Here is a 24,611-nt window from a genome sequence, read left to right as displayed (position 1 = left end):
TAGACCACAAAGACCAGCCCCAGATACCAGTAAGGAGTAATGCGAATGACAACGGTTATATACCCGGGCACCTTCGACCCCATCACCAATGGCCATATCGACCTGGTGGAACGGGCCAGGCGCCTGTTTGATGAGGTGGTAATTGCCGTTGCCTACAGCTCCAAGAAGAACCCCCTGTTCAGCCTGGAAGAGCGGGTCAAACTGGCGGAGCAGTCTACCGCCCACCTGGACAGCATCCGGGTCGTGGGCTTTGACAACCTGCTGGCCGACTTTGTCCGACAGCAGAACGCCACCGTATTGTTGCGGGGGCTGCGGGCGGTATCCGACTTCGAGTATGAATTCCAGCTGGCAGACATGAACCGTCACCTGGCGCCGGAAGTGGAGAGCGTATTTCTCACGCCATCGAACCACCTGTCCTATATCTCGTCATCGCTGATCCGGGAAATCGCCTCCCTCGGTGGGGACGTGTCAGAGTTTGTGACACCCGTGGTACAGGATGCCCTGAAAGCCAAGTTCGCCCGCTAAGCACGGGCAATACCCTGTGCCAATCCTGAAAAAGCCGGGCCCTGAGGACCCGGCTTTTTTGGTATTACAGCAGGCCCGGTTACATCTGTGGCGACAAACCGCCGCCCATGCCGGGAACTGGCAAGGGCATCTCGTTGCCGTTCAGGTTGATCATCATGTTCTCGAGGGTAGCGTCCATCACGTAGAAATCACCCTCCTCTACCAACACGCCCTGGATCAGCAGCGGCATCAGCTCCTCCCCCAGCTCCGGGTATCGATCAGCCAGGGCCTTTGGCAGCTTCACTGACATCTCGCCCTCAATGGTCTGGGCGATCATCATCAACGGAACCGGCTCGCCACCTTCCTGCTCGGGATGGGAGATCAACAGGCGACCAGTCACCGGACCTTCCGCGGAGCCCAGGTCCAGGTCGGCAGCGGCAGTCAGGCCATCAGCCATCATTGACTCAACGCTGCCGGTTAGCGCCATGGTGGCCTGCATCTGCTGCTCAAAGGCCTGCTGGGGATCGTTGCCCGCGTCAGCATTGGTTGCCTGGAGCTGACTGACTGCTTCGAGCAGGTCATTCCAGGCCGCCACACTGACACCATCAAGATTGAATTCAAGGCTATGGGGCCCCTGGCTTTCATCGCCGTAACCCACGCTATCCAGGGTCAGGGTGGTACTTACCCCAAACTGTTCACCCGCGCTGTCCGCACTGGAATCACTTACCATTTTCAGGCTTTCCAGGATCAGTTCCGGCTCGTCCCGACTGACCACTGACACCTTGTCGAGGGTTACCGTAGCATCGCCGGTCCACAGCTTGCCGGTCAGCAGGCTGGCATGCTGGTCCAGGTTGAGGTTTTCCATGGATAACCGCACATCCGGCGCACGCAGTACCAGGCCGGGCAATTGCATCTTCGTGTCCAGGGTTTCGCCGTCATCACTGACGTCCAGGGTGGCATAGCTCGCAGAAACATTGAGGGATTCACCGCTGCTGTCATCCGTGTAGTCGATCGCCGGGACATTCAGCTCCACCAGCGAAGATCCCCAGGCGCTGGTGGTCACGGTAACGGTGGGCTTCTGGTCAGGAAAAACCGCTTCCATGCCAGCGTCATCGGCGAAGTCAAAGTCGAAATCGATCGTGCTGCTGGTGACGCCGTGGGTGATATCGCCAGTCCAGCCCACGGGATAGCGCTCGCCGGTATCCGGGTCAACGGCGAACAGCTGTCCGCGGGCCTCGGAGCCCAGGTAGCCCCGCTCGTAGGCCTCGGTTTCCATGACGAAATAGGGCTGGGCGGCGTTGAATTGCTCAGTGGCAGACTGCCAGTGCTGTTCCGTCAGCTTTCCCACGGCCCATGGGGCTGCAACCGCTGCCACCACGACCACGCCGCCGGCGATGATCCATACTTTTTTCATGTCCTTGCTCCAACTCAGGGAGCCGGTAACACGCGTGATTGCGATTGGCACCGACATCCCTGTCAACTGATCCTGTCCGTCTTTCCCGGCAATGATTCGAGCACCCGGCGAAAGCAGACGCTTGAGCGCCGGCGAGGATTACTTGGCCGTCAACCGTTCCAGCAGGACCAGTTGGGATGCGAAGCGCTCTTCATCCGGTGCCGGCTGATTTTGCAGGTAACGGCCATCAGGCTGCAAGACCCAGCTCTGACAGTTGTCACGTAAACAGGCATCCAGGTCGTCCTTCAGTCGCGCGACAAGGTCCCTGTCCTCCACCGGGAAGGCGACTTCAACCCGGTTCACGAGGTTGCGCACCATGCCATCGGCACTGGAGCAGTAGACTTCCGGCTTGCCGTTGTTGCCGAACCAGTAAACCCGGGTGTGCTCCAGGAAGCGTCCGATAATGGAGCGAACCTGGATGTTCTCTGACAGGCCTGGCACACCGGGGCGCAGGCAGCAGATACCGCGAATGACCAGGTCGATCTTCACACCGGCCTGGGAGGCCCGGTACAGGGCCAGCATGACGCCGGGGTCGGTCAGGGCATTGAACTTGAAGATAATATGTCCCTTGTCACCGTACTCGGCCTCCCGGTCGATCAGTTCAATGATGCGACGGTGCAGGGTAAAGGGGGCATGGAAGAGTTTCTTGATCTTCAGGGCCTTACCCATGCCGGTGAGCTGCTGGAACAGCTTGTTGACGTCATCGCCAAGGGCGTCGTCAGCCGACAGGAAGCTGTAATCGGTGTACAGGCGGGCATTACCGGCGTGGTAGTTACCGGTACCCAGATGCACATAGCGCTTCAGGCGACCTTCTTCCCGGCGCACGATCAGGATCATCTTGGCGTGGGTCTTGTACCCCACCACGCCGTAAACCACCACAACCCCCGCTTCCTGCAGGCGGCTGGCCAGCTCCAGGTTCTCGGCCTCGTCAAAGCGGGCCCTCAGCTCGATGACCGCGGTGACTTCCTTGCCCCGGCGGGCGGCGTCCATCAGAGCCTCGACAATCTCGGAATCCGCGCCGGTGCGGTACAGGGTCTGGCGGATCGCCAGCACCTGGGGGTCCTTGGCGGCCTGGCGCAGGAAGTCGATCACCGGCGTGAAGCTTTCATAGGGGTGCAGCATCAGGATCGGCTGCTTGCGAATGGCGTCGAAGATCACTTCCTTGTTGCGAATCTGCTTCGGCAACGCCGGCGAGAAGCCCGGGTAGGTCAGGTCTGGCCGGTTCACCAGGCCACTCACCGCCATCAGCCGGGTCAGGTTCACCGGGCCGTGCACCTTGTAGAGGTCCCGCTCGGTGAGGCCAAACTGGTGCAACAGGAACTGCACCAGTTCCTCCGGGCAGTTGTCTGCCACTTCCAGACGCACGCCGTCGCCAAAGCGCCGGCTGAGCAGCTCGCCCCGCAAGGCCGAGGCCAGGTCTTCCAGGTCATCTTCCAGCTCGAGGTCCGCATTCCGGGTCAGCCGGAACTGGTAGCAGCCCTTGACCTCCATGCCCGGAAACAGCTCGTCAGCGTGGGCGTGGATCATGGAGGACAGGAACACCAGGTTATCGCCACCGTCGCATACGTCGTCCGGCAGCCTGACCAGTCGTGGCAGCGAGCGGGGCGCCGGCACAATGGCCATACCGGTCTCGCGACCGAAGGCATCCTTGCCGTCCAGCTCGACGATAAAGTTCAGGCTCTTGTTCACCAGGCGGGGGAACGGGTGGGACGGGTCCAGTCCGATGGGATTGACCACCGGCAGGATCTCGTCCTCGAAGTACTGGCGCACCCACTCTGCCTGGGCCGGGGTCCAGTCCCGGCGCCGGACAAAGTGGATGTTCTGCTGCTCCATCTCCGGAATCAGCACCTTGTTGAGGATGTCGTACTGTTCGCTGATGTAATCGTGGGCCACCTGGCTGATTTCCGCCAGCACCTGCTCGGGCAGCATGCCGTCCGGCCCCACCATTTCCCGCCCGTATTTCATCTGCTGGCGCAGGCCGGCCACCCGTATCTCAAAGAACTCGTCCATGTTGGAGCTGAAGATACACAGGAAGATCAGCCGGTTGATCAGCGGGTGGTGTTCATCCAGCGCCTGCTGCAGCACCCGGTAGTTGAACTGCAGGTGACTGAGCTCACGATTGAAGTAGTTTTCCCGGGCGGTGAGGTCCAGCACCTGGTCCGGCACCTCCACCGGCTCGGGTACGGCAGCCACCTCGCCTACCTTGCTCACTTCCGGAACCGGATTCATGGCCATGTCAGCCCCCCTTCAGCAGTCGTGCCGCGCGCACCGCGAAATAGGTCAGGATGCCGTCCGCCCCGGCGCGGCGCATGGCCACCAGGCTTTCCATCATGACCTTGTCGCCATCCAGCCAGCCGTTTTCAGCGGCGGCCATGTGCATGGCGTATTCACCACTGACCTGGTACACGAACGTGGGCACCTGCAGCTCGGCTTTCACCCGGTGAACGATGTCCAGGTACGGCATGCCCGGCTTGATCATCACCATGTCCGCCCCTTCGGCCAGGTCCATGGCCACCTCGTGCAGGGCCTCATCACTATTGGCGGGGTCCATCTGGTAGGTTTCCTTGCTGCCCTTGCCCAGGTTACCGGCGGAACCGACGGCATCCCGGAACGGGCCATAGTAGGAAGAGGCGTACTTCGCGGAGTAGGCCATGATGCGGGTGTTCACGTAACCGGCAGCCTCGAGTGCATCACGCAGCGCTGCAATACGGCCATCCATCATATCCGATGGCGCCACCATGTCCGCGCCTGCCTCGGCGTGTGACACGGCCTGTTTCACCAGGGCCTCGACGGTGCGGTCGTTCAGCACGTAGCCGTTGTCGTCGATGATGCCGTCCTGGCCATGGGTGGTGAAAGGGTCCAGGGCGACATCGGTGATCACTCCCAGCTCCGGGAAACGCGCCTTCAGCGCCCGCGTGGCACGCTGTGCCAGGCCCTGGGGATCCCAGGCACCCGACCCTTCCAGGTCCTTGTTCTCCACCGGCACCACCGGGAACAGGGCCAGCGCAGGGATACCCAGGGATACCACCTCCTCCGCCTGCTCCAGCAGCAGATCGATACTCAGGCGTTCAACGCCGGGCATGGAGGGCACCGCCTCCCGCTGGCCTTCACCTTCCAGCACAAAGACCGGATAGATCAGGTTATCGGCACTGAGCTGGCTCTCTCGCATCAGGCGGCGGGAAAAGTTGTCCGCACGGTTCCTGCGAAGGCGGGTCCGGGGGTACTGGCGGTTCGGGAGTGAAAACACGGAATGCCTCCATAACTGGGTGGTTTAACCTTCTATCATACACGTCAGGATGTTACCGGGGGATGAACCGGAACATAAGAGGGCAGGTTACGGTGATGAAGGAAGCCATCAGGCCGGGCCGTTTGCCCGGACAAACGGGAAGCCCGCCCGAAAGGGGAGACTTCCCGGAATGGATCAGCGCGCCGAGGTCAGGAAGCATTCACCACCGGACCAGGGAGGGGGTGAGGCCTCTATGAAAGGCTGCGATTTTTGAAACCAACGTCCACCTTACGGGGCGCATCTGCCCGGAAACTGGTGTCCACTTCCTGGATCTGGCCGCCCTGGGTCAGGAAGGCCTGGATATCAGCCGCCAGCTGGGCGCGGATTCGTGCCCGCCCGGCGATCGAATGGTTGTCTTCTGCGTCATTCCAGCTGCTGGCGGATTCCAGGCTGGTTTCATCGAATTCACTCATGGTTGCTCTCCATCAGCGAAGACCCGGGGGCCGGTAGCAACGACCGGTGACTCAGGCCCCCTGCTCAATGAAACGCGCACCGGCATAACCGAATACCGTTTCCTGTTCGGCACCTGAGGCATTGCGTGCATGGGCGCCTTGGCGTCTTTATAATCGTGTTTGTGAGACAGCGCTATCTTGCTGCAACGACTTTTTTGTAACTTTTTGTAAGCAACCGTTGCAATACACGCAAGCCATTATTTTTAAAAATAAATAAAACAGATTCAGCGATGAGGCCCGACATGAATGCCAAGCAGCCAAACACCCCCGAATCCTCGTTTGAGGCAGATCCCTGGCTGGCCCAGACCCATGAAGTGCTGAACCAGCCCCCGGCACTGGAAAACTACAACCTGTTCCTCCAGGACACCGCATTGCAGGAGGCCGTTGAGCGGGAAGGTGCCGGCTGGGCCCGGCAGGAACTGGAAGCCTTCGGAGAACTGGCCGGGCGCCGGGAGACCATCGAACTGGGGTTCCTGGCCAACGACAACAAGCCGTCCTTTCATACCCACGATCGCTTTGGCCATCGCATTGATGAGGTCCGGTTCCATCCGGCCTACCATGAACTGATGCGACTGGCGATGGAGCACGGGCTGCATAGCAGTCCGTGGCAACAGCCTGGTGCCGGGGCCCATGTGGCCCGGGCTGCCAAGTATTACCTGCACACCCAGGTGGAGGCGGCCCATGGCTGCCCCATCACCATGACCTTCGCTGCCATGCCGTCCATTATGAAGCAGCCGGAACTGGCGGAGCTCTGGGCGCCGAAAATCCTGCGCCGGGACTACGACCCCCGCAATATCCCCGATAGCGAGAAACAGTCCGTCACCATTGGCATGGCGATGACAGAGAAGCAGGGGGGCAGTGATGTGCGCGCCAACACGACCCGCGCCTACCCAACTGGCAGGGAGGGCCCTGGCCAGGCCTACGAACTGGTCGGACACAAGTGGTTTGTATCGGCCCCCATGTGTGACGCCTTCCTGGTACTGGCCCAGACCGCCGGCGGCCTTTCCTGTTTCCTGATGCCCCGCTGGCGCCCGGATGGCAGCAAGAACCCGTGGCAGATCCAGCGCCTGAAAAACAAGATGGGCAACGTGGCCAACGCTTCCAGCGAGGCGGAACTGCGCGGCGCCCTGGGCTGGATGGTCGGTGAAGAAGGCCGCGGGGTACCAACGATTATCGAGATGGTCGCCATGACCCGTTTCGACTGTATGGTGGGCAGCTCCTCCGGCATGCGCCAGGCCACGGCCCAGGCCCTGCACCACTGCCATCACCGCAGTGCGTTTGGCGCCCGCCTGAGCGAGCAACCACTGATGCAGAACGTACTGGCAGACCTGGCGGTGGAAAGCGAGGCGGCCATGGCCCTGACCATGCGCGTCGGCCGGGCCCTGGACGCCCCAGACGACGAACAGGAAAAACTGTTCCTCCGGCTGGCCACCCCGGTGGGCAAGTACTGGATCTGCAAACGCTCCCCCAACCTGGCCTATGAGGCCATGGAGTGCATCGGCGGCAGCGGCGTGATGGAAGACTGCATCATGCCACGGCTGTTCCGGGAATCACCGGTTAACGCCATCTGGGAGGGCTCTGGCAATGTTCAGTGCCTGGACACCCTGAGGGCCCTGCAGAAATCTCCGGCGAGCCTGGATGCCTTCATGGCAGAAGTGAACCTGGCCCGGGGCAGTGACCAGCGCTTTGATGGCTTCGTCGACCAGTTACAGCGGGATTTCGGTGCCGCGGTGCAAGCCCCCCAGGAAATAGCCTTCCAGGCAAGGGACCTGGTAGACCGGCTCGCGGTATCCCTGCAGGCCTCCTTGCTGATCCGCAATGCCCCGGCGGCGGTGGCCGACGCTTACTGTGGCTCGCGGATTGCTGGCCAGGGGATGCATAATATCGGCACCCTGCCCAGGGGAGTGGACGCCCGCGCCATTATTGAACGAGCCACACCGCATGTCTGAGAAATTCCGGCAACTGCTGGCAGCGCGGGAAACCGCGCCTGCCACCATCACACCCCATATCGGCATTGTGACCCTGCAGTTCCAGTTGTACGGGATCGAGGACCTGAAAGCCAAGCGCAAGGCCTTTACGCCCATGCGAGCCATCTGGGGCAAGGAGCCGGACCTGGCGGTGGCTGAAACCGGCGACTTCGAGGCCCTGGACAGCGCTGTCTGGAGCGTAGTCGCCATCGGAGGTACCTCTCAGCAGTTGACGGCCCGCCTGGACCAGGTGGAGAAAGCCATTGAGCAGCGTATCGACGCCCCGGTTCTGGAGGTGCACCGGGAGCTGCTCTGAACCAACTAATCGAGCAGGCGCTCGCTTGGCAATACAGCGTGTGACGCCGTATACTACGCGGCCCTGACCACGGACTGACAGCCCCACGCCGTCAGGCGAGGAGCCTGTCCCCCACAGAGGTTAAGGACCGCAACCTCTGTTGATTGTTCCGCTGAATTCGCCGGGCACCAGGAACCGCCCCGGGGATACCACTGACTGTGTGGCGCGTATGACCGGTAAGAAAAAGTCAGCCCAGGCGTCGGTTGAGGCCATGTACCGGGTATTTACTGTACCCGAGGCCCCCGAATCAACCCTGAGCCGGATTGACCAGGACATCTCGGGCAACCTCACCGGTTTCCTGCAGGAACATATTGTTGCGGTTGAACGCGACCTCAGCGAAGTCGAGAAGAACTTCTCCGACTCCGCCATCCCTGAAAAACCAATCTTCGTATCCGAGCAGGCCCAGTTCCTGCTGGACAAGCTGGTGGCCAACTCGGTTCATACGGCCTCCCCCAGCTTTATCGGGCATATGACCTCGGCGCTGCCCTACTTCATGCTGCCGCTGTCAAAGATCATGATTGCCCTCAACCAGAACCTGGTGAAGACAGAAACCTCCAAGGCCTTTACGCCCATGGAGCGCCAGGTGCTGGGCATGATTCACCGCCTGGTGTATCAACAGGACGGCGCCTACTATCGCAAGTGGATGCACGACCCCCGCCATGCCCTGGGGGCCATGTGTTCCGGCGGCACCGTGGCCAACCTGACCGCCCTCTGGGTGGCCCGCAACCGGGCCTTCCCGGCGGAAGGCAGCTTCCGGGGCCTGCACCAGGAAGGCCTGTTCCGTGCACTCAAATACTATGGCCACGAGGGCATCGCTATCCTGGTGTCCCGGCGGGGCCATTACTCCCTGCGCAAGGCCGCGGACGTACTTGGGTTGGGCCGCGACGCTCTTATTCCCATCGACACCGATGACGAGAACCGCATCCAGATCGACGCCCTGCGAGACAAGTGCCTGGAACTGCAGCGTCAGAAGGTCAAGATCATGGCCATCTGCGGCATCGCCGGCACCACCGAGACCGGCAACGTGGACCCGCTGGATGCCATGTCAGACGTAGCCCGGGAATTCGGCGCCCACTTCCACGTGGACGCGGCCTGGGGCGGCCCGACCCTGTTCTCCCGTCAGCACTCGCACCTGATGCGGGGCATAGAGAAGGCTGACTCGGTCACCTTCGATGCCCATAAGCAGCTTTATGTGCCCATGGGCGTAGGGCTGGTGGTGTTCCGCGACCCCACCATGGTCAGCGCCGTGGAACACCACGCCCAGTACATCATCCGAAAGGGCTCCAGGGACCTGGGCAGCACCACGCTGGAAGGCTCCCGTCCCGGCATGGCGATGCTGATCCACTCCGGGCTGAAAATCCTGGCCCGGGAAGGCTATGAGATTCTGATCAACCAGGGTATCGAGAAGGCACGCACGTTTGCAGAGATGATCCGGGAGGAGCCGGACTTCGAGCTGGTAACCGAACCGGAACTGAACATCCTCACCTACCGCTTTGCCCCTGCGCGGGTGCAACAGGCACTGGCAGCAGCCAATGCGGAGCAGGCCGAGCGCATCAATATGAGCCTGAACCGGGTAACCAAGTTTATCCAGAAAACCCAGCGGGAGCGGGGCAAGGCGTTTGTTTCCCGGACCCGCCTGGAACCGGCCCGTTATGGCCACTTCCCCTGCATTGTATTCCGGGTGGTCCTGGCTAATCCGCTGACCACGAAGGAGATCCTTCGCGATATCCTGGACGAGCAGAAGGAGCTGGCTGATGTACCGGGACTGAAGGATGAGATGGACATTCTTTATCAGCACACTGAGGCTGTGCTGGGTGGGCCCGTGGCGAAAAGGGCGTAGACAAGAAGTAAATCAGGACAGAACTTACCAGACCCCGCCTGCACAATAAGGTGAAGGCGACCGGGCAGGTGGGAGAGGCTTTTTCCGCCGCAATTCAGGGGCCATCCCTGGCACCCGCCTTGCTCCGCACCATCCATGGCGCTGCTCCAAAAGCCTCTCCCACCCACCCGATCACCCGTAGATGAGAGTGGACTGCCTGAACTCTGTCTTTTCGATAGCGATCACAGGCCCAAATCAGTACAACGCTTCCTCGTCATCCAGCACGTCGTCCAGAATCTCCAGGAACATCCTGTCCGCCTCACTCCAGTTCTCGGGGATGCGCACCGTGGTTGAGGCGCTGATCTCGTCAGCAATCAGTTGCTGGGCATCCGGCTTGCCCCGGTGTTTGCGGGCTACCTCGACACATTTTACGGCCACGGTGGGATCACTCAACACTTTCCTGATAAACGCCCGCAGCTCGTCAATCACCTTCGCCTGACGGCTTTCATTTGCTGTGCTCATAGACATCTCCGGAAAAATTCAGGGAAAGGACAGACAAGAGTATGACGCAAACGCCACGGCAACGACCAGTGGCAGCTCACCGGCAGGGGCCATAACGGCCCTGCCGGTTGCACGGTCAGACCATCAGGCCACGGATGGTGAAGTACAGGATAGCCGCGAGGATTGCGGATACCGGCACTGTGATCACCCAGGCGGCCGCGATACGGATCAGGTGGGAGCGCTTGACCAGCTCCTCCCGGTAGATCTTCTTGAGCCGCTTGCGCTCCTTCTTGGACAAGGGAATGTCCTGCTTGTGCTTGCGCGCCTCTTTCAGCAGGGCTTCCATTTCCTCCACGGTGGCGTTGCGGAAATCGTCCAGGAACGGCTGTAACCGGGCCCGGTCTTCTTCGTCATGGCGCTCAAGCATGGTGTGGATCTGGCTGGCATAGCTTCGCTTGAGGTATTCCCGCAGGAAGCCCACGCCAAACACACCGCCGATGGCAATGTGAGTGGAACTGACCGGCAGCCCCAGCTGGGACGCCAGGATCACCGTTAACGCAGCGGACAAGGCGACACAGAAGGCGCGGGTCTTGTCCAGCTCAGTGATCTCCGAACCCACTACCTTGATCACCCGGGGACCGAACAGCAGCAGCCCCACAGACAGGCCCAGGGCGCCCACCATCATCACCCAGAGCGGTATGGACGCGTCAGAGACGATACTGGAAGCCGCCAGGGCGTCATTGATGGCTGCCAGTGGGCCGATGGCGTTAGCCACGTCGTTGGCACCATGGGCGAAACTGAGCAGGCCAGCAGCGAAAATCAGAGGCCACACGAACAGGGCATTTACGCCATCAGTGTTGTTTTCCATGGTCGCCGCCCGCCGGCCTACCCGTATCCTTACCAGCAGGAAAACAACCGCGGCTACCGCAAGGCCTACCAGGGTGGCGCCGAGGAAGTCGACGGCAATGACTTTCTTGACGCCCTTGATCATCAGGTAGGTGCCGAACGCCCACGCCATGATTGCTACCAGCCAGGGTACGAACCGGCGGGCACTGGCCACCAGGTCCTCCTGGTAGAGAATGGTTTTCTTGATGGCATAGAGGAAGAACGCAGCGATCAAACCACCGAGGGCAGGGGAAATCACCCAGCTGGCGGCAATCTTGGCCATGACTGACCAGTCAGCAATACCCCAGCCGCCAGCGGCGATACCGGCACCCAGGACACCACCAACAATGGAGTGGGTGGTAGAGACCGGCGCCCCCATCCAGGTGGCGATATTGAGCCACAGCGCACCAGCCAGCAGGGCGGCGGTCATCAGCCAGACAAAGGTATTGACGTCGTCCAGGTTCTCGGGGGCGATAATGCCCCCCTTAATCGTGGAAACCACGTCACCACCGGCGACGATGGCGCCGGCCGCCTCGAATACCGCCGCCAGTATGACCGCTGCGAACAGCGAGATGGCGCCGGAGCCCACCGCCGGCCCGACATTGTTGGCTACGTCGTTGGCGCCGATATTGATAGCCATGTAACCCGCAATCACCGCCGCGGCAACCAACAGCGGCTTGCCGGTCATATCACCGCCGATCTGGGTTACCACCAGCCCGACGATTGCGAGGAAAATAAGGCTGATGCCAATGCGATAGCGCTCCGTCGCGTGGCTTGTCAGCACCTGGTCCATGAATCCGGATGGTTTCGCCATAACGGGTGTCTCATGCAGCATGATTGGTGGGCGGCACTATAAAATTTCTGACACCAAAATGAAATAAAACCGCCCCGGATTTGCACGGGAGTATAGACGCCCTGACCTGCCAGCGCCTTGCCGGGCAGGCAGCCGCGGTTGAGAGGCAAGGCGAGCGTCGCTAAGATGTCGCCTCCCCAGCCGAGTACCGAGGAAACCCCATGACCGATGTCCAGATCCTGGTAGGCAGTGTTTACGGCGGCGCCCTGATGACCGCCCGCAAGATCCGCGACGAGCTGTCCAGCGACCAGACCCGGATTACCGTGCACGAGAAACCCACACTCGCCAGCCTGACCGGGACGACAGGGCCGATCCTGGTATGCACCTCAACGACTGGACAGGGCGAAGTACCCGACAACCTCCTGCCATTCTATGTGGAACTGAGGGACACCCTGCCCATGCAGGACGGTCGCCCCTTCGGCATTATCGTTCTGGGTGACAGCTCCTACGGCGATACATTCTGTGGAGCAGGCGACCAGATGGAGGAAGCGCTTCTGGAAGTCGCGGCCCGCAAGGTAAGTGACACCCTTCGCATCGACGCCATGGAAACCATGGAACCGGAAGCCGAAGCACTGCCATGGGCAAAGGACTGGCTGGAACAGGTTGTTACCGAAGCCAGCTGAACCGCACCACGCTCACAGCGAGAACCCTGTCACACAACATCCCGTTACATACTGGCACCATCCTGCGACACTTGGTGCCAACATGACGCTTGTGTATGCGCTTTGTAATGTTGATACTCTTTCAAACAACGATATTTACGACCAATAAACAAGAACAGGGTTACTGTGCAGCGAACCGCAATCGTCACTTCTTTGCTGGTTATTCTCTGCCTGTGCTCTCCGGCTAGCTGGGGCACCAGCACCGAAGCAGCTCCCCCACTGCCTGTCGAATACCTGAGACTTCCCCCTGGACAGGCTACCCTGGCCCCGGAAGAAGCGCTTTCCAGCAGTGACTGGCAACCCCTGCCAGGGACCACACCTAACTTTGGCTACGAAACAGATACCTTCTGGTACCGCATCGACCTGCCGCCGGGAGACAGTCGGCAAATCCTGGAGATTGCCTACCCGCACCTGGACGATATCCGCTTCTGGCTGGTGACGGACGGCGAACCCGGAGAGGCTGAACATACCGGAGACCGCCTTCCGTTCTCCGAGCGGCCCCTGACACACCCCAATTTCCTGTTCCCGGTCATTCGGCAACCCGGCACCGAGCAGCAGATCCTGCTCAGGGTCCAGACCGGGGGTGCACACCACGTACCCCTGCAACTGCTCGCTCCCCGGGAACTGTTCCTCAAGCTGTCCCGGGAAGACCAGCTGCATTCCCTGTATTACGGCACCCTGGTCACCATTACCCTGTTCAGCCTGCTGGTGTTCATCTCACTGCGTGAAAAGATCTACCTGTATTACCTGGCGACCACAGCAAGCTTCCTGTTGCTGCTTGCCGCCCTGAGGGGCATCACCTACCCGGTGCTCTGGCCCGCCAGCCCCCTCCTCCAGAACTACAGCATCCTTATTGCCATCCCCCTGGCACTGATCTCCATTGTCCTGTTCTCCCGTACCTTCCTGCGTCTGAAACAGGTGGGGGGCTGGATATACCGGGCCGTGCAGATCGCCCTGTACGCAAACCTGCTGGCCCTGACGGGGGTAGTGGTACTGGACTACAACCTGTCTATCTGGTTCTCGGTATCGGTGGGACTGGCAACCTGCCTCCTGCTGGCCCTGTGTGGTCCCATACTCTGGCTACGCGGCCACTCGCATCCGGCATCTACACCCTGGCCTGGGGCGCGCTGACCCTGGGGTGCCTGGTAACCGGCGCCAATATGTACGGCCTGCTGCCTACCAGCTTTATAACCACCTATGGCCTACAGCTCGGCTCGACTCTGCAGGCGGTGGTACTCACCATGGCCCTGGCCAACCGCATCTACCAGGAGCGCGAGTCCCGCACCCGCTCCCGGGAAGCCGAGCTGGCCGCCCTCTCGGCACAGCGTCGTGCAGAACAGCGGGTGATGGACCAGGCCATGCGGGACCCCCTGACCCAGCTGCCAAACCGGGCCTGCTTCGAACTCAACGCCAGCCAAAAGCTGCACCTGCGCCCCGGCCGGCGCTGGGCGGTCTGTGTGGCCAGACTCGATAACCTGGCAGCGGTGACCAAGACCCTGGGCCACCACAATTCGGATCGCCTGCTGGAAGTGGTCAGCCTGCGCCTGCACCAGATTGCCCGGGACCTGCCCGGCATCGAGCCCATTGGCGCCAATGATGAGGACTGCCTGGCCGTGCTGGAACCCTCCACCTTCGCTTACCTGATGGATGCAGGCACTGCGTCAGCCAACCCGCGCCAGATGGCCCGCAGTATGGAGCAGTTGAGGGAACCAATCGATTACCTGGGTATGCAGGTGCCCCTGGACTGCTGCATCGGCGTCGCGCTGTTCCCGGACCATGGCAAGGACCTCAACACCCTGGTGAGACAGGCCTACGTAGCCCAGGAAACCCCCATCGCGCGGGAAAAAGGCCAGGCCTACTACGACCCCGCCCGGGACCCCTACAGCCCCGAACGCCTGACACTGGTCACGGAACTGCGCCGCGCCATCGACGAAAATCAGCTGGCCCTGTGGTTCCAGCCCAAGCGGTGCCTGAAGCGTAACGAGATTGTCGGGGTGGAAGCCCTGATTCGCTGGCCCGACCGCCAGCCAGCGGTGTTTGCGGACCAGATCATTGCGGTGGCGGAACAAAGCGGCCTTATCCGTCCCCTGACCCGCTGGGTCATGGAGCAGGCCCTGGGCGCCCGCAAGGTGCTGCTGGAAGCCGGGCTGGACTTGGCGGTATCCATCAATATCTCCCCCAATAACCTGAGGGAGCGGGACTTCCCGCTCTTCGTACAGCGCCTGATGACCAGTCATCACCAGCACCGGGGCCGGCTGATCCTGGAGGTGACGGAAACCTCGATGATGCAGGACCCGACCAACTCCATGCGCACCCTTCGCTCCCTGGACCATGCCGGGATTCCGCTGGCGATCGACGACTTTGGCTCCGGCTACTCGTCCCTGTCCTACATCAAGCAGCTGCCTGCCTGTGAGGTAAAGATCGACCGGTCACTGATCACCGACCTGCTGTCCCACACGGATGACCGCATTATCGTGAAAACCACCATCGATATGTGTCATAGCCTGGGCTACCAGGTGGTGGCTGAAGGGGTCGAGGATGAGGAAACCACGGAATTGCTGAGGGAAATGGGCTGCGACATGATTCAGGGCTACGTGCTGGCGAGGCCCCAGCCGCTGGCGGACCTGATCCGCCAGTTACGACCCGAGGCCCAAGCCTTCAGGTCATAGTCACTCGCCTGCCTGCGGAGGCGTTGCCAGCTGCCACCAGCGGCAGCTGGCTGCGAGCATCACTTCTTCGAAGGTTTGCGCTGGCGAATCAGGGCTTCCTGCGCCGTGGAGGCCACCAGAACACCATCCTGGTTGAAGACACTGCCACGATTAAAACCACGGCCTCCCGCCCCGCTGGGGCTGTCCTTGTCGTACAACAGCCAGTCATCCATGCGCAGGTCCCGGTGGAACCAGATGGCGTGGTCAAGGCTCGCCACCTGCATGCTCGGCGTCATGAAAGTCACCCCGTGGGGGTTCAGCGACGTCCCCAGGAATGCAAAGTCCGAGGCATAGGCCAGCAGGCAGCAATGCAGGATCGGATCATCCGGCAGGTCGCCCTGGGCGCGGAACCAGCTTTGCTTGTGCGGCGGACGCTTGTCCGGGTCCAGCGGATTGATGGGATCAATGGGCCGGATTTCGATGGGCCGGTTGCGGGTGAGCTGGCTGTGAAATTTCTCCGGAATCCGGTCCAGCAACTCCCCGTTCAGCTCCTGCTCGGTTTTCAGTGACTGGGGATCCGGCACATCGGGCATGTCGATCTGGTGGTCAAACCCGTCTTCCTCCACCTGGAAGGATACTGACCCGGTCAGGATTTCCTTGCCATCCTGGCGGGCAATCACCCGGCGCACGGAGAAGCTGCCGCCGTCGCGGACCCGCTGCACTTCGTAGTCAATGGGCGCGCGGGCATTACCCGGGCGCAGGAAATACGCGTGCATGGAGTGGGGCATGCGATCTTCGATGGTGCGCGTGGTCGCCATCAGTGCCTGGCCCAGCACGTGCCCACCGAAGAGGTTGGGAAAACCCAGGTCTTCAGCCTGTCCCTGGAAATGATCATCGCCAATCGGCGCCAGATCCATCAATTCAACCAGCTCTCTGGTAACGTCCAGCATGCCTGCTCCTGAAAATTCGTCTGGCCGGCGTGTTCGCCAGGCCTTCGTTCTGTCTGCTGCACCCGGGTATCCGGGCCGGAACACCGGGTCGCAAGCCGGCCAACTGTGGCGACCGCCCGGATCCGGTCACGGGACCCTTAGCTTACGAAGCGGTAATTTCTACCGGATACCCGGGCCCTGTGCAAGCACCCTCACCGGGCAACTGACGGCGTCAGTACCGGCGGCACCTCCCTTGCCAGCGCCTGTTTTTCGATTACCCGGTCACCGGTCAGGGCGAAGCCGAGCAGTGCGCCGGTGCCGCTGCGATACACCGCGCGGACATTGTTGCCCTCGCGCTCTGCCTCCCAAACCCCGTCTTCCGTCAGTTCGGGAGGCACCACCGCCACCGGGCAGCAGGGCGTCTTGACCACTACCGGCATGGCGCCCCACTGGACCGGCGTGGGCTCACCGGTCAGGGTGGCCGCCAGGGCGCGGGCCGAAGCCATCAGGGGCATGACATACATCAGCACATGGCCTTCCACTTCGGCACAGTCGCCCAGCGCGTAGACATCGGGCACACTGGTGGCCATCAGCCGATCGGTGAGGATACCCTGGTTGACTGCCAGGCTTGCGTCCGCTGCCAGGCGGGTTCGCGGGCGCAGTCCTACGGCAGATACGACCACGTCTCCCTGCAGCATAGCACCATCATTCAGGTGCACCTGCACGGCCTCACCTTCCTCCCGGACCGCTTCCGCAGCAACACCCAGGTGGAAGGTCACACCTTCTGCTTCCAGTGCCGCCTGAACCGCTGAGGCTGCAACCTCGGGCAACAAGCCGGGCATTACCTGTTCGGAGGGGGCGACCACGGTGACGTCATAGCCACCATTGCGCAGGTCATTGGCGTATTCACAACCGATCAGGCCGGCACCCAGCAGGATGACCCGACGGTGTCCACCCAGGCGCTGACGGAAGCGCCGATAATCTTCAAGATCATTAATCGAGCTGACCGCGAGGCTGCCGCTTACTGCATCCGGCAGGCGAATTACATCCGCCCCCCAGGCCAGCACCAGCTGACGATAGTGCAGGCGCTCGTCACCGATCAGCACGTTATGGGCTCCCGGGTCAATTCCGGTCACCCGGGTATGGGTGCGTATTTCCATATTCAGCTGCTCAGCCATTGCACCGGCATCGGCCTGGACCAGTTCGTCCGCCGTCTTGCCCTTGGTAAAGCCGGTAGACAGCATCGGCTTGGAGTAGCTGGCGCCATCATCCGCTGTAATCATCATCAGGGGCTGGCTGGCATCCCGCTTGCGGATTTCCCGGGCCAGGGTGTACCCCGCCAGCCCGCTACCAATGATCACTACCGGAGCCTGGTCAGTCACCGCTTCCGCCATGGCTTTTGCTCCCTCAGCTGATCTCGATCATTTCGAAGTCTTCCTTACCAACGCCGCAGTCCGGGCACTCCCAGTCTTCCGGCACATCTTCCCAGGCCGTTCCGGGGGCAATCCCGTCCTCCGGCCAGCCTTCTGCCTCATCATAGATAAAGCCGCACACTACACACTGCCACTTTTTCACGCGTCTCCTCCTGAAAAATCCCGGTATATTTCCCCGGACCGACACCGGGAACCAAAGTTCGCGTCCATAATACGCACTGCACGGGTGCCACCAAAGAAATACTGTTGCCTCTGAAAGATTCCGTAATGCCCGGCACTCCCGGTTTATGCGTACGGGGCAGATAAGCTGCGCCCCTCCCGCATGACCATCAACTTCGCTATAATTGCGCGTTTTACGACAGGACCGACGACTATGACCGACACCGTCGACGAGCTGAACCAGGTAATGGCAGAGGCCGACTGCCTGGTTCCGGAACAGCAGGTCTACCAGGCCATCGACACCATGGCCGGGCAGATCACCGACGCCCTGAAGGACAGCAACCCGCTACTGTTCTGCGTGATGAATGGCGGACTGATCCTTACTGGCCAGCTGCTGCCCCGCCTGAAATTCCCGGTACAGGCGGAATACCTGCACGCCACCCGGTATCGCCAGGAAACCACCGGCGGCATCCTCGAGTGGAAGCTGCGCCCGGAGGCAGACATGAACGGCCGCACGGTCCTGATCGTCGATGACATCCTCGACGAGGGCACCACCCTCAACGCCATCGCCGATTACTGTTCAGCCCATGGTGCCAGCCAGGTGCTGACCGCCGTGCTGGTGGACAAGCAGCATGACCGCAAGGCCCGCCCCGGCCTGAAGGCCGACTTTACCGGGCTGGAAGTGGAAGACCGTTTCCTGTTCGGCTTTGGCATGGACTACAAGGGCTACTGGCGCAACGCGCCGGGTATCTATGCCGTCAAGGGACTCTGATCCGGCGCGGGCACCCCATCCCGGAGCATCCATCGTGCCGCCTACCCGCTGGTACGACGGTTTCCCTCAGGCTTGCCTGCAACAGCCGGACTTGCGAGGTACTGCATCGTTCTGGCTGCAGGCTGAGGGGTCGCTTACCCGCCATCTGCAACTGCGCTGTCGGCATAGCTTCCATGTGGAGGTCGCCAACGAAGGCTTTGCCACCCCGAGCCTGGAAGAAGCCCTGACCCTGGGCATTCCCCAGCGCCGCCAGGCCTGGGTTCGCGAAGTCCGCCTGTGTGGCGATGGCACCCCCTGGGTCCTGGCCCGCACCATTATCCCCCTCGCCACGCTGGCAGGACGAGGACGACGCCTGCGCCACCTGGGGCGGACACCCCTGGGCGCCTGGTTGTTCAGCCACCGGGGATGGTCGAGGGGCCCTCTTCAGACAGGACTTTGCCGCCCTCCCTCCCCCGAACAGCCCTGGTGTGCACGGCGATCGGTGTTTGCCAGCAAGGACCATCGCCTGCTGGTAGGCGAATACTTTTTGCCGCCGCTGCTGGGCCGCCCACTGTGATCCGGTAAATCCTCCCCTCAGATAATGCTAAACTCCCCGGGTCAGATCACCAGCCCATGGAGTAGCTTGCCCGATGACAATGGCCGCCCTTTCCCCGAGCCTGCGCAACCGCCTGGCGGACTATGCCCGCTTGCTGCGTATCGACCGGCCCATTGGCTCGCTGCTGTTACTCTGGCCCACCTGGTGGGCCCTTTGGCTGGCGGCTGATGGTGCCATGCCGTCTGTCGGTAACCTCATAGTGTTCACCCTGGGCGTTTTCTTCATGCGGGCGGCGGGCTGCGCCATCAACGACTTTGCCGATCGCAAGGTGGACAGGCACGTCAAGCGCACCAGGGACCGACCGCTGACGTCCGGACGCATCCAGCCCAAAGAAGCCGTCGGTCTGTTCCTGGGCCTGGTGCTGGCGTCCTTCCTGCTGGTGGTACTGTTTACCAACACGCTCACCTTTTATCTGTCCTTTGGCGGCCTGGTACTGGCGTTCATCTATCCGTTCATGAAGCGCTACACCCACCTGCCCCAACTGTTTCTCGGAGCCGCCTTCTCCTGGGCGATCCCCATGGCCTGGGCGGCAGAGGCCGGGGAACTGAGCCGCCTGACGTGGCTGCTGTTTACCGCAAACGTCCTGTGGACTGTCGCCTACGATACCCTCTACGCCATGGTGGACCGGGACGACGACCTGAAAATCGGGGTCAAGTCCACCGCCATCCTGTTCGGCGATGCCGACCGTCTGATCATTGGCTGCCTGCAGGCCCTGGTGGTGATTACACTGCTGATGGTGGGGGCCCAGGCAGAGCTGGGGTTCTTCTGGTACCTGGGGGTTGCTTCCATGGCAGGCCTGTTCGGCTGGCAGCAGTACCTGGCGCGCCACAGGCTTCGGGAGGACTGTTTCGAGGCATTCCTGAACAATAACTGGGCGGGCTTCGTGGTGTTCGCCGGCCTGGCGCTGGACAAGGTTTTCTGAGGACGGCCAGCCCGCCTGGTCAGCCGTTGAGGTCGGGTTGGTATTTTTTCGTATATCCGCACTGCAATGTCATAAACTTGTAACAGTTCCCCGTTGTAATGATGCAGCAACAAACAAATGGAACACAGGTACAAGCCCGATGTCCAAGACCGTTCTGATCGTTGACGATGAAGCGCCCATCCGCGAGATGATTGCCGTGGCCCTGGAAATGGCAGATTACAATTACCTGGAGGCAGCGGATGCCCGGGAAGCCCACACCCTGATCGTGGACCGCCAGCCAGACCTGATCCTGCTGGACTGGATGCTACCCGGCACCAGTGGCGTGGAACTGGCCCGCCGCCTGAAAAAGGATGAAACCACGGCGGAAATCCCCATCATCATGCTCACCGCCAAGGTTGAAGAAGACAACAAGATCCAGGGCCTGGAAGTCGGGGCAGACGACTACATCACCAAGCCCTTCTCACCCAGGGAGTTGGTAGCCCGCCTGAAGGCCGTACTGCGGCGCACCACCCCCGCCGGCGTCGAGTCTCCCATCGAAGTGGATGGCCTCACCCTGGACCCGGTGGGCCACCGGGTGACAGGCCCCGAAGGCGCCATCAGCATGGGCCCCACTGAATACCGGTTGTTACAGTTCTTCATGACACACCAGGAGCGCGTCTATACCCGCTCACAACTGCTGGACCAGGTCTGGGGCGGTAACGTCTATGTCGAAGAGCGCACCGTAGACGTTCATATCCGCCGCTTGCGCAAGGCGCTCGGTGACCAATATGATCACCTGATCCAGACCGTACGCGGCACCGGTTACCGGTTCTCCACAAAGGCCGCGTAAGTCCCGGTATCACGCCCCCGGAACAGGTCAGACACTGATGAATTACAAGTGGTCCCGCTACCTGCGGTTAATTCTTGCTTTTCTGGCCCTTACCACCGGCGCCGGCCTGGCCTTTGGTTACCCCCTCGAAGGCCTGCTTCTGGGCCTGCTGCTCTATTTGACCTGGACGCTTGCGCAGTCCCGCAAGCTCTACCAGTGGCTCGCCAATCCCGGTGCGGGTGAAGAAGCGCCAGAAAGCATCGGGCTCTGGGGCGACATCTTCGACGGCCTGCACAAGCTGCACCGGGGGCACCTGGCCACCCAGGATCGGCTGCTGGCCCAGTTCAACCGCATCCAGGAGTCCACCAATGCCATGCGCGACGGCGTGGTGATGACCGACGCCCGCGGCGTACTGGAGTGGTGGAACGGCTCCGCGGAATACCTGCTCGGCCTCAAGCGCCAGACCGACCGGGGTGAGCCCATCCACAACCTGCTGCGGGCGCCGGCCTTCGAGGCCTACTTTGAGCGGCGGGACTACCGGGAACCGCTGGAACTCAATTCGCCCGCCCGACCCCACCTGCACCTGCAGATCCAGATCAGCCTGTTCGGCGAAGACGACCGGCTGATCGTCGTGAAAGACGTAACCCGCCTGTTCCAGCTGGAGCAGATGCGCCGGGACTTCGTCAGCAACGTATCCCACGAGATGCGCACCCCGCTGACCGTCATCAGCGGCTACCTGGAAACCATGGTGGATAACAGCGATGACCTGCCGGCACGATGGCACCGGGCACTGCGAACCATGGCCCAGCAGTCCAGCCGCATGGAGGCACTGATCACCGACCTGTTACTGCTGTCCAAGCTGGAGACCGGCGAACACCATGGTGCTGAGGTTGTGGTGGACATTCACGCCCTGTGCCGGCAGATCTGCCAGGACGCCCGCGCCCTCAGCGGCGAGGCCGGCCACCAGTTCCAACTCGATATTGGCGAGCGACATTTTCTGAGGGGTGATGAGGACCAGCTACGCAGCGCGTTTTCCAACCTGGTATTCAATGCCGTCAAGTACACGCCGGAAGGGGGCCGCATCTTTGTTCACTGGCAAACCGACCGGGAAGGGGCCCACCTGGCCGTCAAGGATACCGGTATGGGCATAGACCCGGTGCACATACCCCGCCTGACAGAGCGTTTTTACCGGGCTGACCCCAGCCGGCACAAGGAGACCGGGGGTACAGGCCTGGGCCTGGCCATCGTCAAACACGTGCTGCTCAACCACGATGGCAACCTCGAGATTCTCAGCCGCATCGGCGAAGGCAGTGAGTTCATCTGCCACTTCCCCCGGGAGCGGCTGGCAGAGCCGGAAACCACCCGGGAATCAGCGACGGAAGCTGGCGATAAAGTGTGACAGGTCCTCAAGTTTCTTTGGATCATCGTCGACGAAGCGCACCGTCACACTGACAAAGTCGGTATCCTGGCGTTTGTCCACCGCCTGCAACTGGTGCACATAGCCATTGAGCCGGGCTACCCGGCCATCGGCCACTTCCATATCAACCACCGCCTGGTCGAGGATACCCGGGAATGCCTGGTCCCGCTTTGCGATCACCCGGACCTCGGACAGGGTGATGTCCTTGATGACGCACTTAAGGGTGCTGTCCGCAAAGCGTATCGCCGCCACCACCAGCTTGCCTCCCCGCTCCTGGCGACTTGCCGAACCCGGAGCCGCGGCGTTCTGGGCCGGCTTGCGGGTAAGCAGGTCAGCGGACTCCCGGAAGACATTCGCTCCCGGGGGAGTAGCGCCACTTCCCGCCATGGCATCCTGGAGCGTACGCCCCATGACCTTCATGACTTTCTTGCTGAGGCCCTCCGGGCTGAAGGGCTTGCCGAGATATTCCGAGACGCCTTCCTGCACCGCTTCCACCACGTGACTCTTGTCGCCGCGACTGGTGATCATGATGAACGGGACCTTGCGGTAATGGTCATCAGCCCGCATCCATTGCAACAGTTCAAGGCCCGACATCTCCGGCATCTCCCAGTCACAGAGGACCAGGTCGAACCGGTTGCGGGACATGAGGGACTGGGCCCTGCGTCCGTTCTGTGCCTCGGTCATTTCCATGACCGGAAAGCGCTGCCGAAGGGTGCGCTTGACCAGGTCCCTTACAAAGCTGGCATCATCGACCACCAGCGCGTTGAGTACCGCCATAAAACCGCCCTTTACTGTACTGCTGCCCGGTGCCACTGAAGCCGGCATGGGCTGTTTATCATTACCCCAATCAGGCTACTATAAAGCCTGATTCACCCAACGGAGAGGATTACGTGGTCAACATTTTCAAGAACCGACAGTGGATGTCGATTTCCCCTAACCCGCAACGCCTGCGTTCAGGTCGTATCAGTGCCCGCCTGGGGCTGGTTACGGCAGGCGTACTCATAGCCTCGGCGGCTGCCGCCGAGACTCCGGCAGTGCCTCAGGAACCCGACAATTTCGGGCAGTGCCTGCAGGATATCGAACAGCGCGCCGTGGCCGAAGGTGTGTCCCCGGCCACCGCCAGCAAGGTTCTCGCTGACGTGGAATTCCTGCCTCGCGTGATTGAACTGGACCGCCGCCAGCCCGAGTTCACCACCACCTTTGCCGACTACCTTGGTCGTCGCGTGAGCGAAACCCGTATCGAGAAGGGCCGCGAGATGCTGGAACAGCACCGCGACCTGCTTGACCGGGTCAGCGGCCAGACCGGCGTACCACCTGCCTACCTGGTGGCCTTCTGGGGCCTTGAAACCAACTATGGCAGCTATTTCGGAAAAATGCCCGTCCCCAGTGCGCTGGCAACCCTGGCCTGCGACCAGCGACGCGGCAGGTATTTCTCCGGCGAACTGGTATCGGCACTGAAAATACTGGACGAAGGCGCCATTGAACCGGAGCGTATGGAAGGCTCCTGGGCTGGTGCCATGGGCCATGTACAGTTCATGCCCTCGGTTTTCCTGCGGCATGCTACGGATGCCGACGGGGATGGCCGCCGGGACCTGTGGGACAGCGTACCGGACGCCATGATGTCCGCCGGCCGGTTCCTCGAAAGCATGGGCTGGGATCCCGGATACCGCTGGGGCCGGGAAGTCATACTGCCAGACAACTTCGATTACGCACTGGCGGGCCAGGGCCGACGCTCCCTGGGCCAGTGGAGCAACCTGGGCATTACCGACGTACACGGCCAGCCCCTTGCCGATGAACCCATTAAAGCCAAACTCGTGGTCCCGGCCGGGCACCGTGGGCCGGCATTCCTGGCCTATGACAATTTCCGGGTCATCATGGGCTGGAACCGCTCGGAATACTACGCCATCGCGGTGGGCCACCTGGCAGATCGCATCGCCGGTGCCGGCGACCTGAGCAATCCTCCCCCCGAAGACGCGCCAACACTGTCCCGGGACGATGTGTTGCAACTGCAGGCAGCCCTCAACGAGCGCGGCTTCGAGGCCGGCACTCCGGACGGTATCATCGGACCCAAGACCCGCTCGGCAATCCGCCGCTACCAGGTTAGCGCAGGACTGGTAGCCGACGGCTTCCCCGGCCCGGAACTGCTGGACAGCCTCGGCGTCATACCTTCAGCATCGTGATGCCCCCTGGC

Annotated in this window: 23 protein-coding genes; 13 read left to right on the top strand and 10 right to left on the bottom strand. The window is 61.6% G+C overall.

The annotated features are described in order from the left end of the window. Positions 1-45 precede the first annotated feature (45 nt). Positions 46-525: a pantetheine-phosphate adenylyltransferase gene (gene coaD, locus MLC59_RS00695; RefSeq protein ID WP_248230085.1), complete on the top strand. Its 480-nt coding sequence runs from the start codon at positions 46-48 to the stop codon at positions 523-525. A 79-nt stretch (positions 526-604) separates the two neighbouring features. Here coaD and MLC59_RS00690 read toward each other — a convergent pair whose 3' ends face one another. The 4 genes from MLC59_RS00690 to MLC59_RS00675 form a co-directional block, all read right to left on the bottom strand. After that, positions 605-1,918, bottom strand: a complete 1,314-nt coding sequence (locus MLC59_RS00690; RefSeq protein WP_248230083.1) for a DUF945 family protein — start codon at positions 1,916-1,918, stop codon at positions 605-607. A 138-nt stretch (positions 1,919-2,056) separates the two neighbouring features. Further along, the gene (gene ppk1, locus MLC59_RS00685; protein WP_248230195.1) at positions 2,057-4,186 is read right to left on the bottom strand and encodes a polyphosphate kinase 1; all 2,130 of its coding nucleotides are present in this window, start codon (positions 4,184-4,186) and stop codon (positions 2,057-2,059) included. Between the two features lie 7 nt (positions 4,187-4,193). Further along, the gene (gene hemB, locus MLC59_RS00680; RefSeq protein ID WP_248230082.1) at positions 4,194-5,204 is read right to left on the bottom strand and encodes a porphobilinogen synthase; all 1,011 of its coding nucleotides are present in this window, start codon (positions 5,202-5,204) and stop codon (positions 4,194-4,196) included. Between the two features lie 230 nt (positions 5,205-5,434). Then, complete coding sequence (locus MLC59_RS00675) at positions 5,435-5,656, bottom strand: hypothetical protein (protein WP_248230080.1); 222 nt, start codon at positions 5,654-5,656, stop codon at positions 5,435-5,437. Positions 5,657-5,937: 281 nt separating this feature from the next. Between MLC59_RS00675 and MLC59_RS00670 the strand changes: the two genes are divergently transcribed. The 3 genes from MLC59_RS00670 (at position 5,938) to panP (ending at position 9,857) form a co-directional block, all read left to right on the top strand. Next, a complete protein-coding gene (locus MLC59_RS00670; RefSeq protein WP_248230079.1) occupies positions 5,938-7,644 on the top strand; it encodes an isovaleryl-CoA dehydrogenase in 1,707 nt (568 codons plus the stop codon). Further along, entirely contained in the window at positions 7,637-7,978 is a 342-nt protein-coding gene (locus MLC59_RS00665; protein WP_248230078.1) for a DUF503 domain-containing protein, read from the top strand. The genes MLC59_RS00670 and MLC59_RS00665 overlap by 8 nt, the downstream gene beginning before the upstream one ends. 208 nt (positions 7,979-8,186) lie before the next feature. Then, positions 8,187-9,857 carry a pyridoxal-dependent aspartate 1-decarboxylase PanP gene (gene panP, locus MLC59_RS00660; RefSeq protein WP_248230077.1) on the top strand — a complete coding sequence of 557 codons (1,671 nt, stop codon included), beginning with the start codon at positions 8,187-8,189 and terminating at the stop codon, positions 9,855-9,857. 234 nt (positions 9,858-10,091) lie between these two features. Here panP and MLC59_RS00655 read toward each other — a convergent pair whose 3' ends face one another. Continuing rightward, positions 10,092-10,358 carry a hypothetical protein gene (locus MLC59_RS00655; RefSeq protein WP_248230076.1) on the bottom strand — a complete coding sequence of 89 codons (267 nt, stop codon included), beginning with the start codon at positions 10,356-10,358 and terminating at the stop codon, positions 10,092-10,094. Positions 10,359-10,473: 115 nt separating this feature from the next. Continuing rightward, complete coding sequence (locus MLC59_RS00650; protein ID WP_248230075.1) at positions 10,474-12,036, bottom strand: inorganic phosphate transporter; 1,563 nt, start codon at positions 12,034-12,036, stop codon at positions 10,474-10,476. Positions 12,037-12,236: 200 nt separating this feature from the next. Here MLC59_RS00650 and MLC59_RS00645 point away from each other — a divergent pair, with 200 nt between their 5' ends. The 3 genes from MLC59_RS00645 (at position 12,237) to MLC59_RS00635 (ending at position 15,406) form a co-directional block, all read left to right on the top strand. Beyond that, the gene (locus MLC59_RS00645) at positions 12,237-12,698 is read left to right on the top strand and encodes a flavodoxin domain-containing protein (RefSeq protein WP_248230074.1); all 462 of its coding nucleotides are present in this window, start codon (positions 12,237-12,239) and stop codon (positions 12,696-12,698) included. Positions 12,699-12,863: 165 nt separating this feature from the next. Then, positions 12,864-13,868 (top strand): 7TMR-DISM family protein, encoded by a 1,005-nt coding sequence (locus MLC59_RS00640; RefSeq protein ID WP_345799737.1) that lies wholly within the window; start codon positions 12,864-12,866, stop codon positions 13,866-13,868. Beyond that, positions 13,799-15,406 carry an EAL domain-containing protein gene (locus MLC59_RS00635; protein WP_345799736.1) on the top strand — a complete coding sequence of 536 codons (1,608 nt, stop codon included), beginning with the start codon at positions 13,799-13,801 and terminating at the stop codon, positions 15,404-15,406. The genes MLC59_RS00640 and MLC59_RS00635 overlap by 70 nt, the downstream gene beginning before the upstream one ends. Before the next feature lie 59 nt (positions 15,407-15,465). Here MLC59_RS00635 and MLC59_RS00630 read toward each other — a convergent pair whose 3' ends face one another. From MLC59_RS00630 to MLC59_RS00620, 3 genes are all read right to left on the bottom strand, one after another. Continuing rightward, positions 15,466-16,335 (bottom strand): acyl-CoA thioesterase, encoded by an 870-nt coding sequence (locus MLC59_RS00630; protein ID WP_248230073.1) that lies wholly within the window; start codon positions 16,333-16,335, stop codon positions 15,466-15,468. A 191-nt stretch (positions 16,336-16,526) separates the two neighbouring features. Continuing rightward, positions 16,527-17,696 (bottom strand): FAD-dependent oxidoreductase, encoded by a 1,170-nt coding sequence (locus tag MLC59_RS00625; RefSeq protein ID WP_248230192.1) that lies wholly within the window; start codon positions 17,694-17,696, stop codon positions 16,527-16,529. A 25-nt stretch (positions 17,697-17,721) separates the two neighbouring features. Next, positions 17,722-17,889: a rubredoxin gene (locus tag MLC59_RS00620; protein WP_248230072.1), complete on the bottom strand. Its 168-nt coding sequence runs from the start codon at positions 17,887-17,889 to the stop codon at positions 17,722-17,724. A 231-nt stretch (positions 17,890-18,120) separates the two neighbouring features. On the opposite strand from MLC59_RS00620, the gene MLC59_RS00615 reads away from it, so the two are divergent. From MLC59_RS00615 to phoR, 5 genes are all read left to right on the top strand, one after another. Beyond that, complete coding sequence (locus MLC59_RS00615) at positions 18,121-18,678, top strand: hypoxanthine-guanine phosphoribosyltransferase (RefSeq protein ID WP_248230071.1); 558 nt, start codon at positions 18,121-18,123, stop codon at positions 18,676-18,678. Continuing rightward, entirely contained in the window at positions 18,659-19,234 is a 576-nt protein-coding gene (locus MLC59_RS00610) for a chorismate--pyruvate lyase family protein (RefSeq protein ID WP_427901681.1), read from the top strand. Before MLC59_RS00615 ends, MLC59_RS00610 begins: the two co-directional genes overlap by 20 nt. Positions 19,235-19,307: 73 nt before the next feature. Then, positions 19,308-20,195, top strand: a complete 888-nt coding sequence (gene ubiA, locus MLC59_RS00605; RefSeq protein ID WP_248230068.1) for a 4-hydroxybenzoate octaprenyltransferase — start codon at positions 19,308-19,310, stop codon at positions 20,193-20,195. A 139-nt stretch (positions 20,196-20,334) separates the two neighbouring features. Then, on the top strand, positions 20,335-21,024 hold the full coding sequence (gene phoB / locus MLC59_RS00600; RefSeq protein ID WP_248230067.1) for a phosphate regulon transcriptional regulator PhoB: 690 nt from the start codon (positions 20,335-20,337) through the stop codon (positions 21,022-21,024). A gap of 37 nt (positions 21,025-21,061) precedes the next feature. Then, on the top strand, positions 21,062-22,402 hold the full coding sequence (gene phoR / locus MLC59_RS00595; RefSeq protein WP_248230065.1) for a phosphate regulon sensor histidine kinase PhoR: 1,341 nt from the start codon (positions 21,062-21,064) through the stop codon (positions 22,400-22,402). Here the strand turns inward: phoR and MLC59_RS00590 are convergent. Then, positions 22,373-23,197 carry a response regulator gene (locus MLC59_RS00590; RefSeq protein WP_248230064.1) on the bottom strand — a complete coding sequence of 275 codons (825 nt, stop codon included), beginning with the start codon at positions 23,195-23,197 and terminating at the stop codon, positions 22,373-22,375. The genes phoR and MLC59_RS00590 overlap by 30 nt on opposite strands. A gap of 143 nt (positions 23,198-23,340) precedes the next feature. Between MLC59_RS00590 and MLC59_RS00585 the strand changes: the two genes are divergently transcribed. Beyond that, the gene (locus MLC59_RS00585; RefSeq protein ID WP_248230191.1) at positions 23,341-24,600 is read left to right on the top strand and encodes a lytic murein transglycosylase; all 1,260 of its coding nucleotides are present in this window, start codon (positions 23,341-23,343) and stop codon (positions 24,598-24,600) included. Positions 24,601-24,611 lie beyond the last annotated feature (11 nt).

This window comes from Marinobacter bryozoorum, from assembly GCF_023156245.1.
GTDB classification, from domain to species: Bacteria; Pseudomonadota; Gammaproteobacteria; order Pseudomonadales; family Oleiphilaceae; genus Marinobacter; species Marinobacter bryozoorum.
The sequence above is the reverse complement of the archived record's forward strand: the minus strand, read 5'-3'. Positions and strand labels throughout refer to the sequence as shown.

What these genes read in the sequence shown, in the direction of transcription:
- coaD (WP_248230085.1), top strand. Translation starts at nt 46, where the DNA reads ATGACAACGGTTATATACCCGGGCACCTTCGACCCCATCACCAATGGC.
- MLC59_RS00690 (WP_248230083.1), bottom strand. Translation starts at nt 1,918, where the DNA reads ATGAAAAAAGTATGGATCATCGCCGGCGGCGTGGTCGTGGTGGCAGCG.
- ppk1 (WP_248230195.1), bottom strand. Translation starts at nt 4,186, where the DNA reads ATGAATCCGGTTCCGGAAGTGAGCAAGGTAGGCGAGGTGGCTGCCGTA.
- MLC59_RS00675 (WP_248230080.1), bottom strand. Translation starts at nt 5,656, where the DNA reads ATGAGTGAATTCGATGAAACCAGCCTGGAATCCGCCAGCAGCTGGAAT.
- MLC59_RS00670 (WP_248230079.1), top strand. Translation starts at nt 5,938, where the DNA reads ATGAATGCCAAGCAGCCAAACACCCCCGAATCCTCGTTTGAGGCAGAT.
- MLC59_RS00665 (WP_248230078.1), top strand. Translation starts at nt 7,637, where the DNA reads ATGTCTGAGAAATTCCGGCAACTGCTGGCAGCGCGGGAAACCGCGCCT.
- panP (WP_248230077.1), top strand. Translation starts at nt 8,187, where the DNA reads ATGACCGGTAAGAAAAAGTCAGCCCAGGCGTCGGTTGAGGCCATGTAC.
- MLC59_RS00655 (WP_248230076.1), bottom strand. Translation starts at nt 10,358, where the DNA reads ATGAGCACAGCAAATGAAAGCCGTCAGGCGAAGGTGATTGACGAGCTG.
- MLC59_RS00650 (WP_248230075.1), bottom strand. Translation starts at nt 12,036, where the DNA reads ATGGCGAAACCATCCGGATTCATGGACCAGGTGCTGACAAGCCACGCG.
- MLC59_RS00645 (WP_248230074.1), top strand. Translation starts at nt 12,237, where the DNA reads ATGACCGATGTCCAGATCCTGGTAGGCAGTGTTTACGGCGGCGCCCTG.
- MLC59_RS00630 (WP_248230073.1), bottom strand. Translation starts at nt 16,335, where the DNA reads ATGCTGGACGTTACCAGAGAGCTGGTTGAATTGATGGATCTGGCGCCG.
- MLC59_RS00615 (WP_248230071.1), top strand. Translation starts at nt 18,121, where the DNA reads ATGACCGACACCGTCGACGAGCTGAACCAGGTAATGGCAGAGGCCGAC.
- MLC59_RS00610 (WP_427901681.1), top strand. Translation starts at nt 18,659, where the DNA reads ATGCCGTCAAGGGACTCTGATCCGGCGCGGGCACCCCATCCCGGAGCA.
- ubiA (WP_248230068.1), top strand. Translation starts at nt 19,308, where the DNA reads ATGACAATGGCCGCCCTTTCCCCGAGCCTGCGCAACCGCCTGGCGGAC.
- phoB (WP_248230067.1), top strand. Translation starts at nt 20,335, where the DNA reads ATGTCCAAGACCGTTCTGATCGTTGACGATGAAGCGCCCATCCGCGAG.
- phoR (WP_248230065.1), top strand. Translation starts at nt 21,062, where the DNA reads ATGAATTACAAGTGGTCCCGCTACCTGCGGTTAATTCTTGCTTTTCTG.
- MLC59_RS00590 (WP_248230064.1), bottom strand. Translation starts at nt 23,197, where the DNA reads ATGGCGGTACTCAACGCGCTGGTGGTCGATGATGCCAGCTTTGTAAGG.
- MLC59_RS00585 (WP_248230191.1), top strand. Translation starts at nt 23,341, where the DNA reads ATGTCGATTTCCCCTAACCCGCAACGCCTGCGTTCAGGTCGTATCAGT.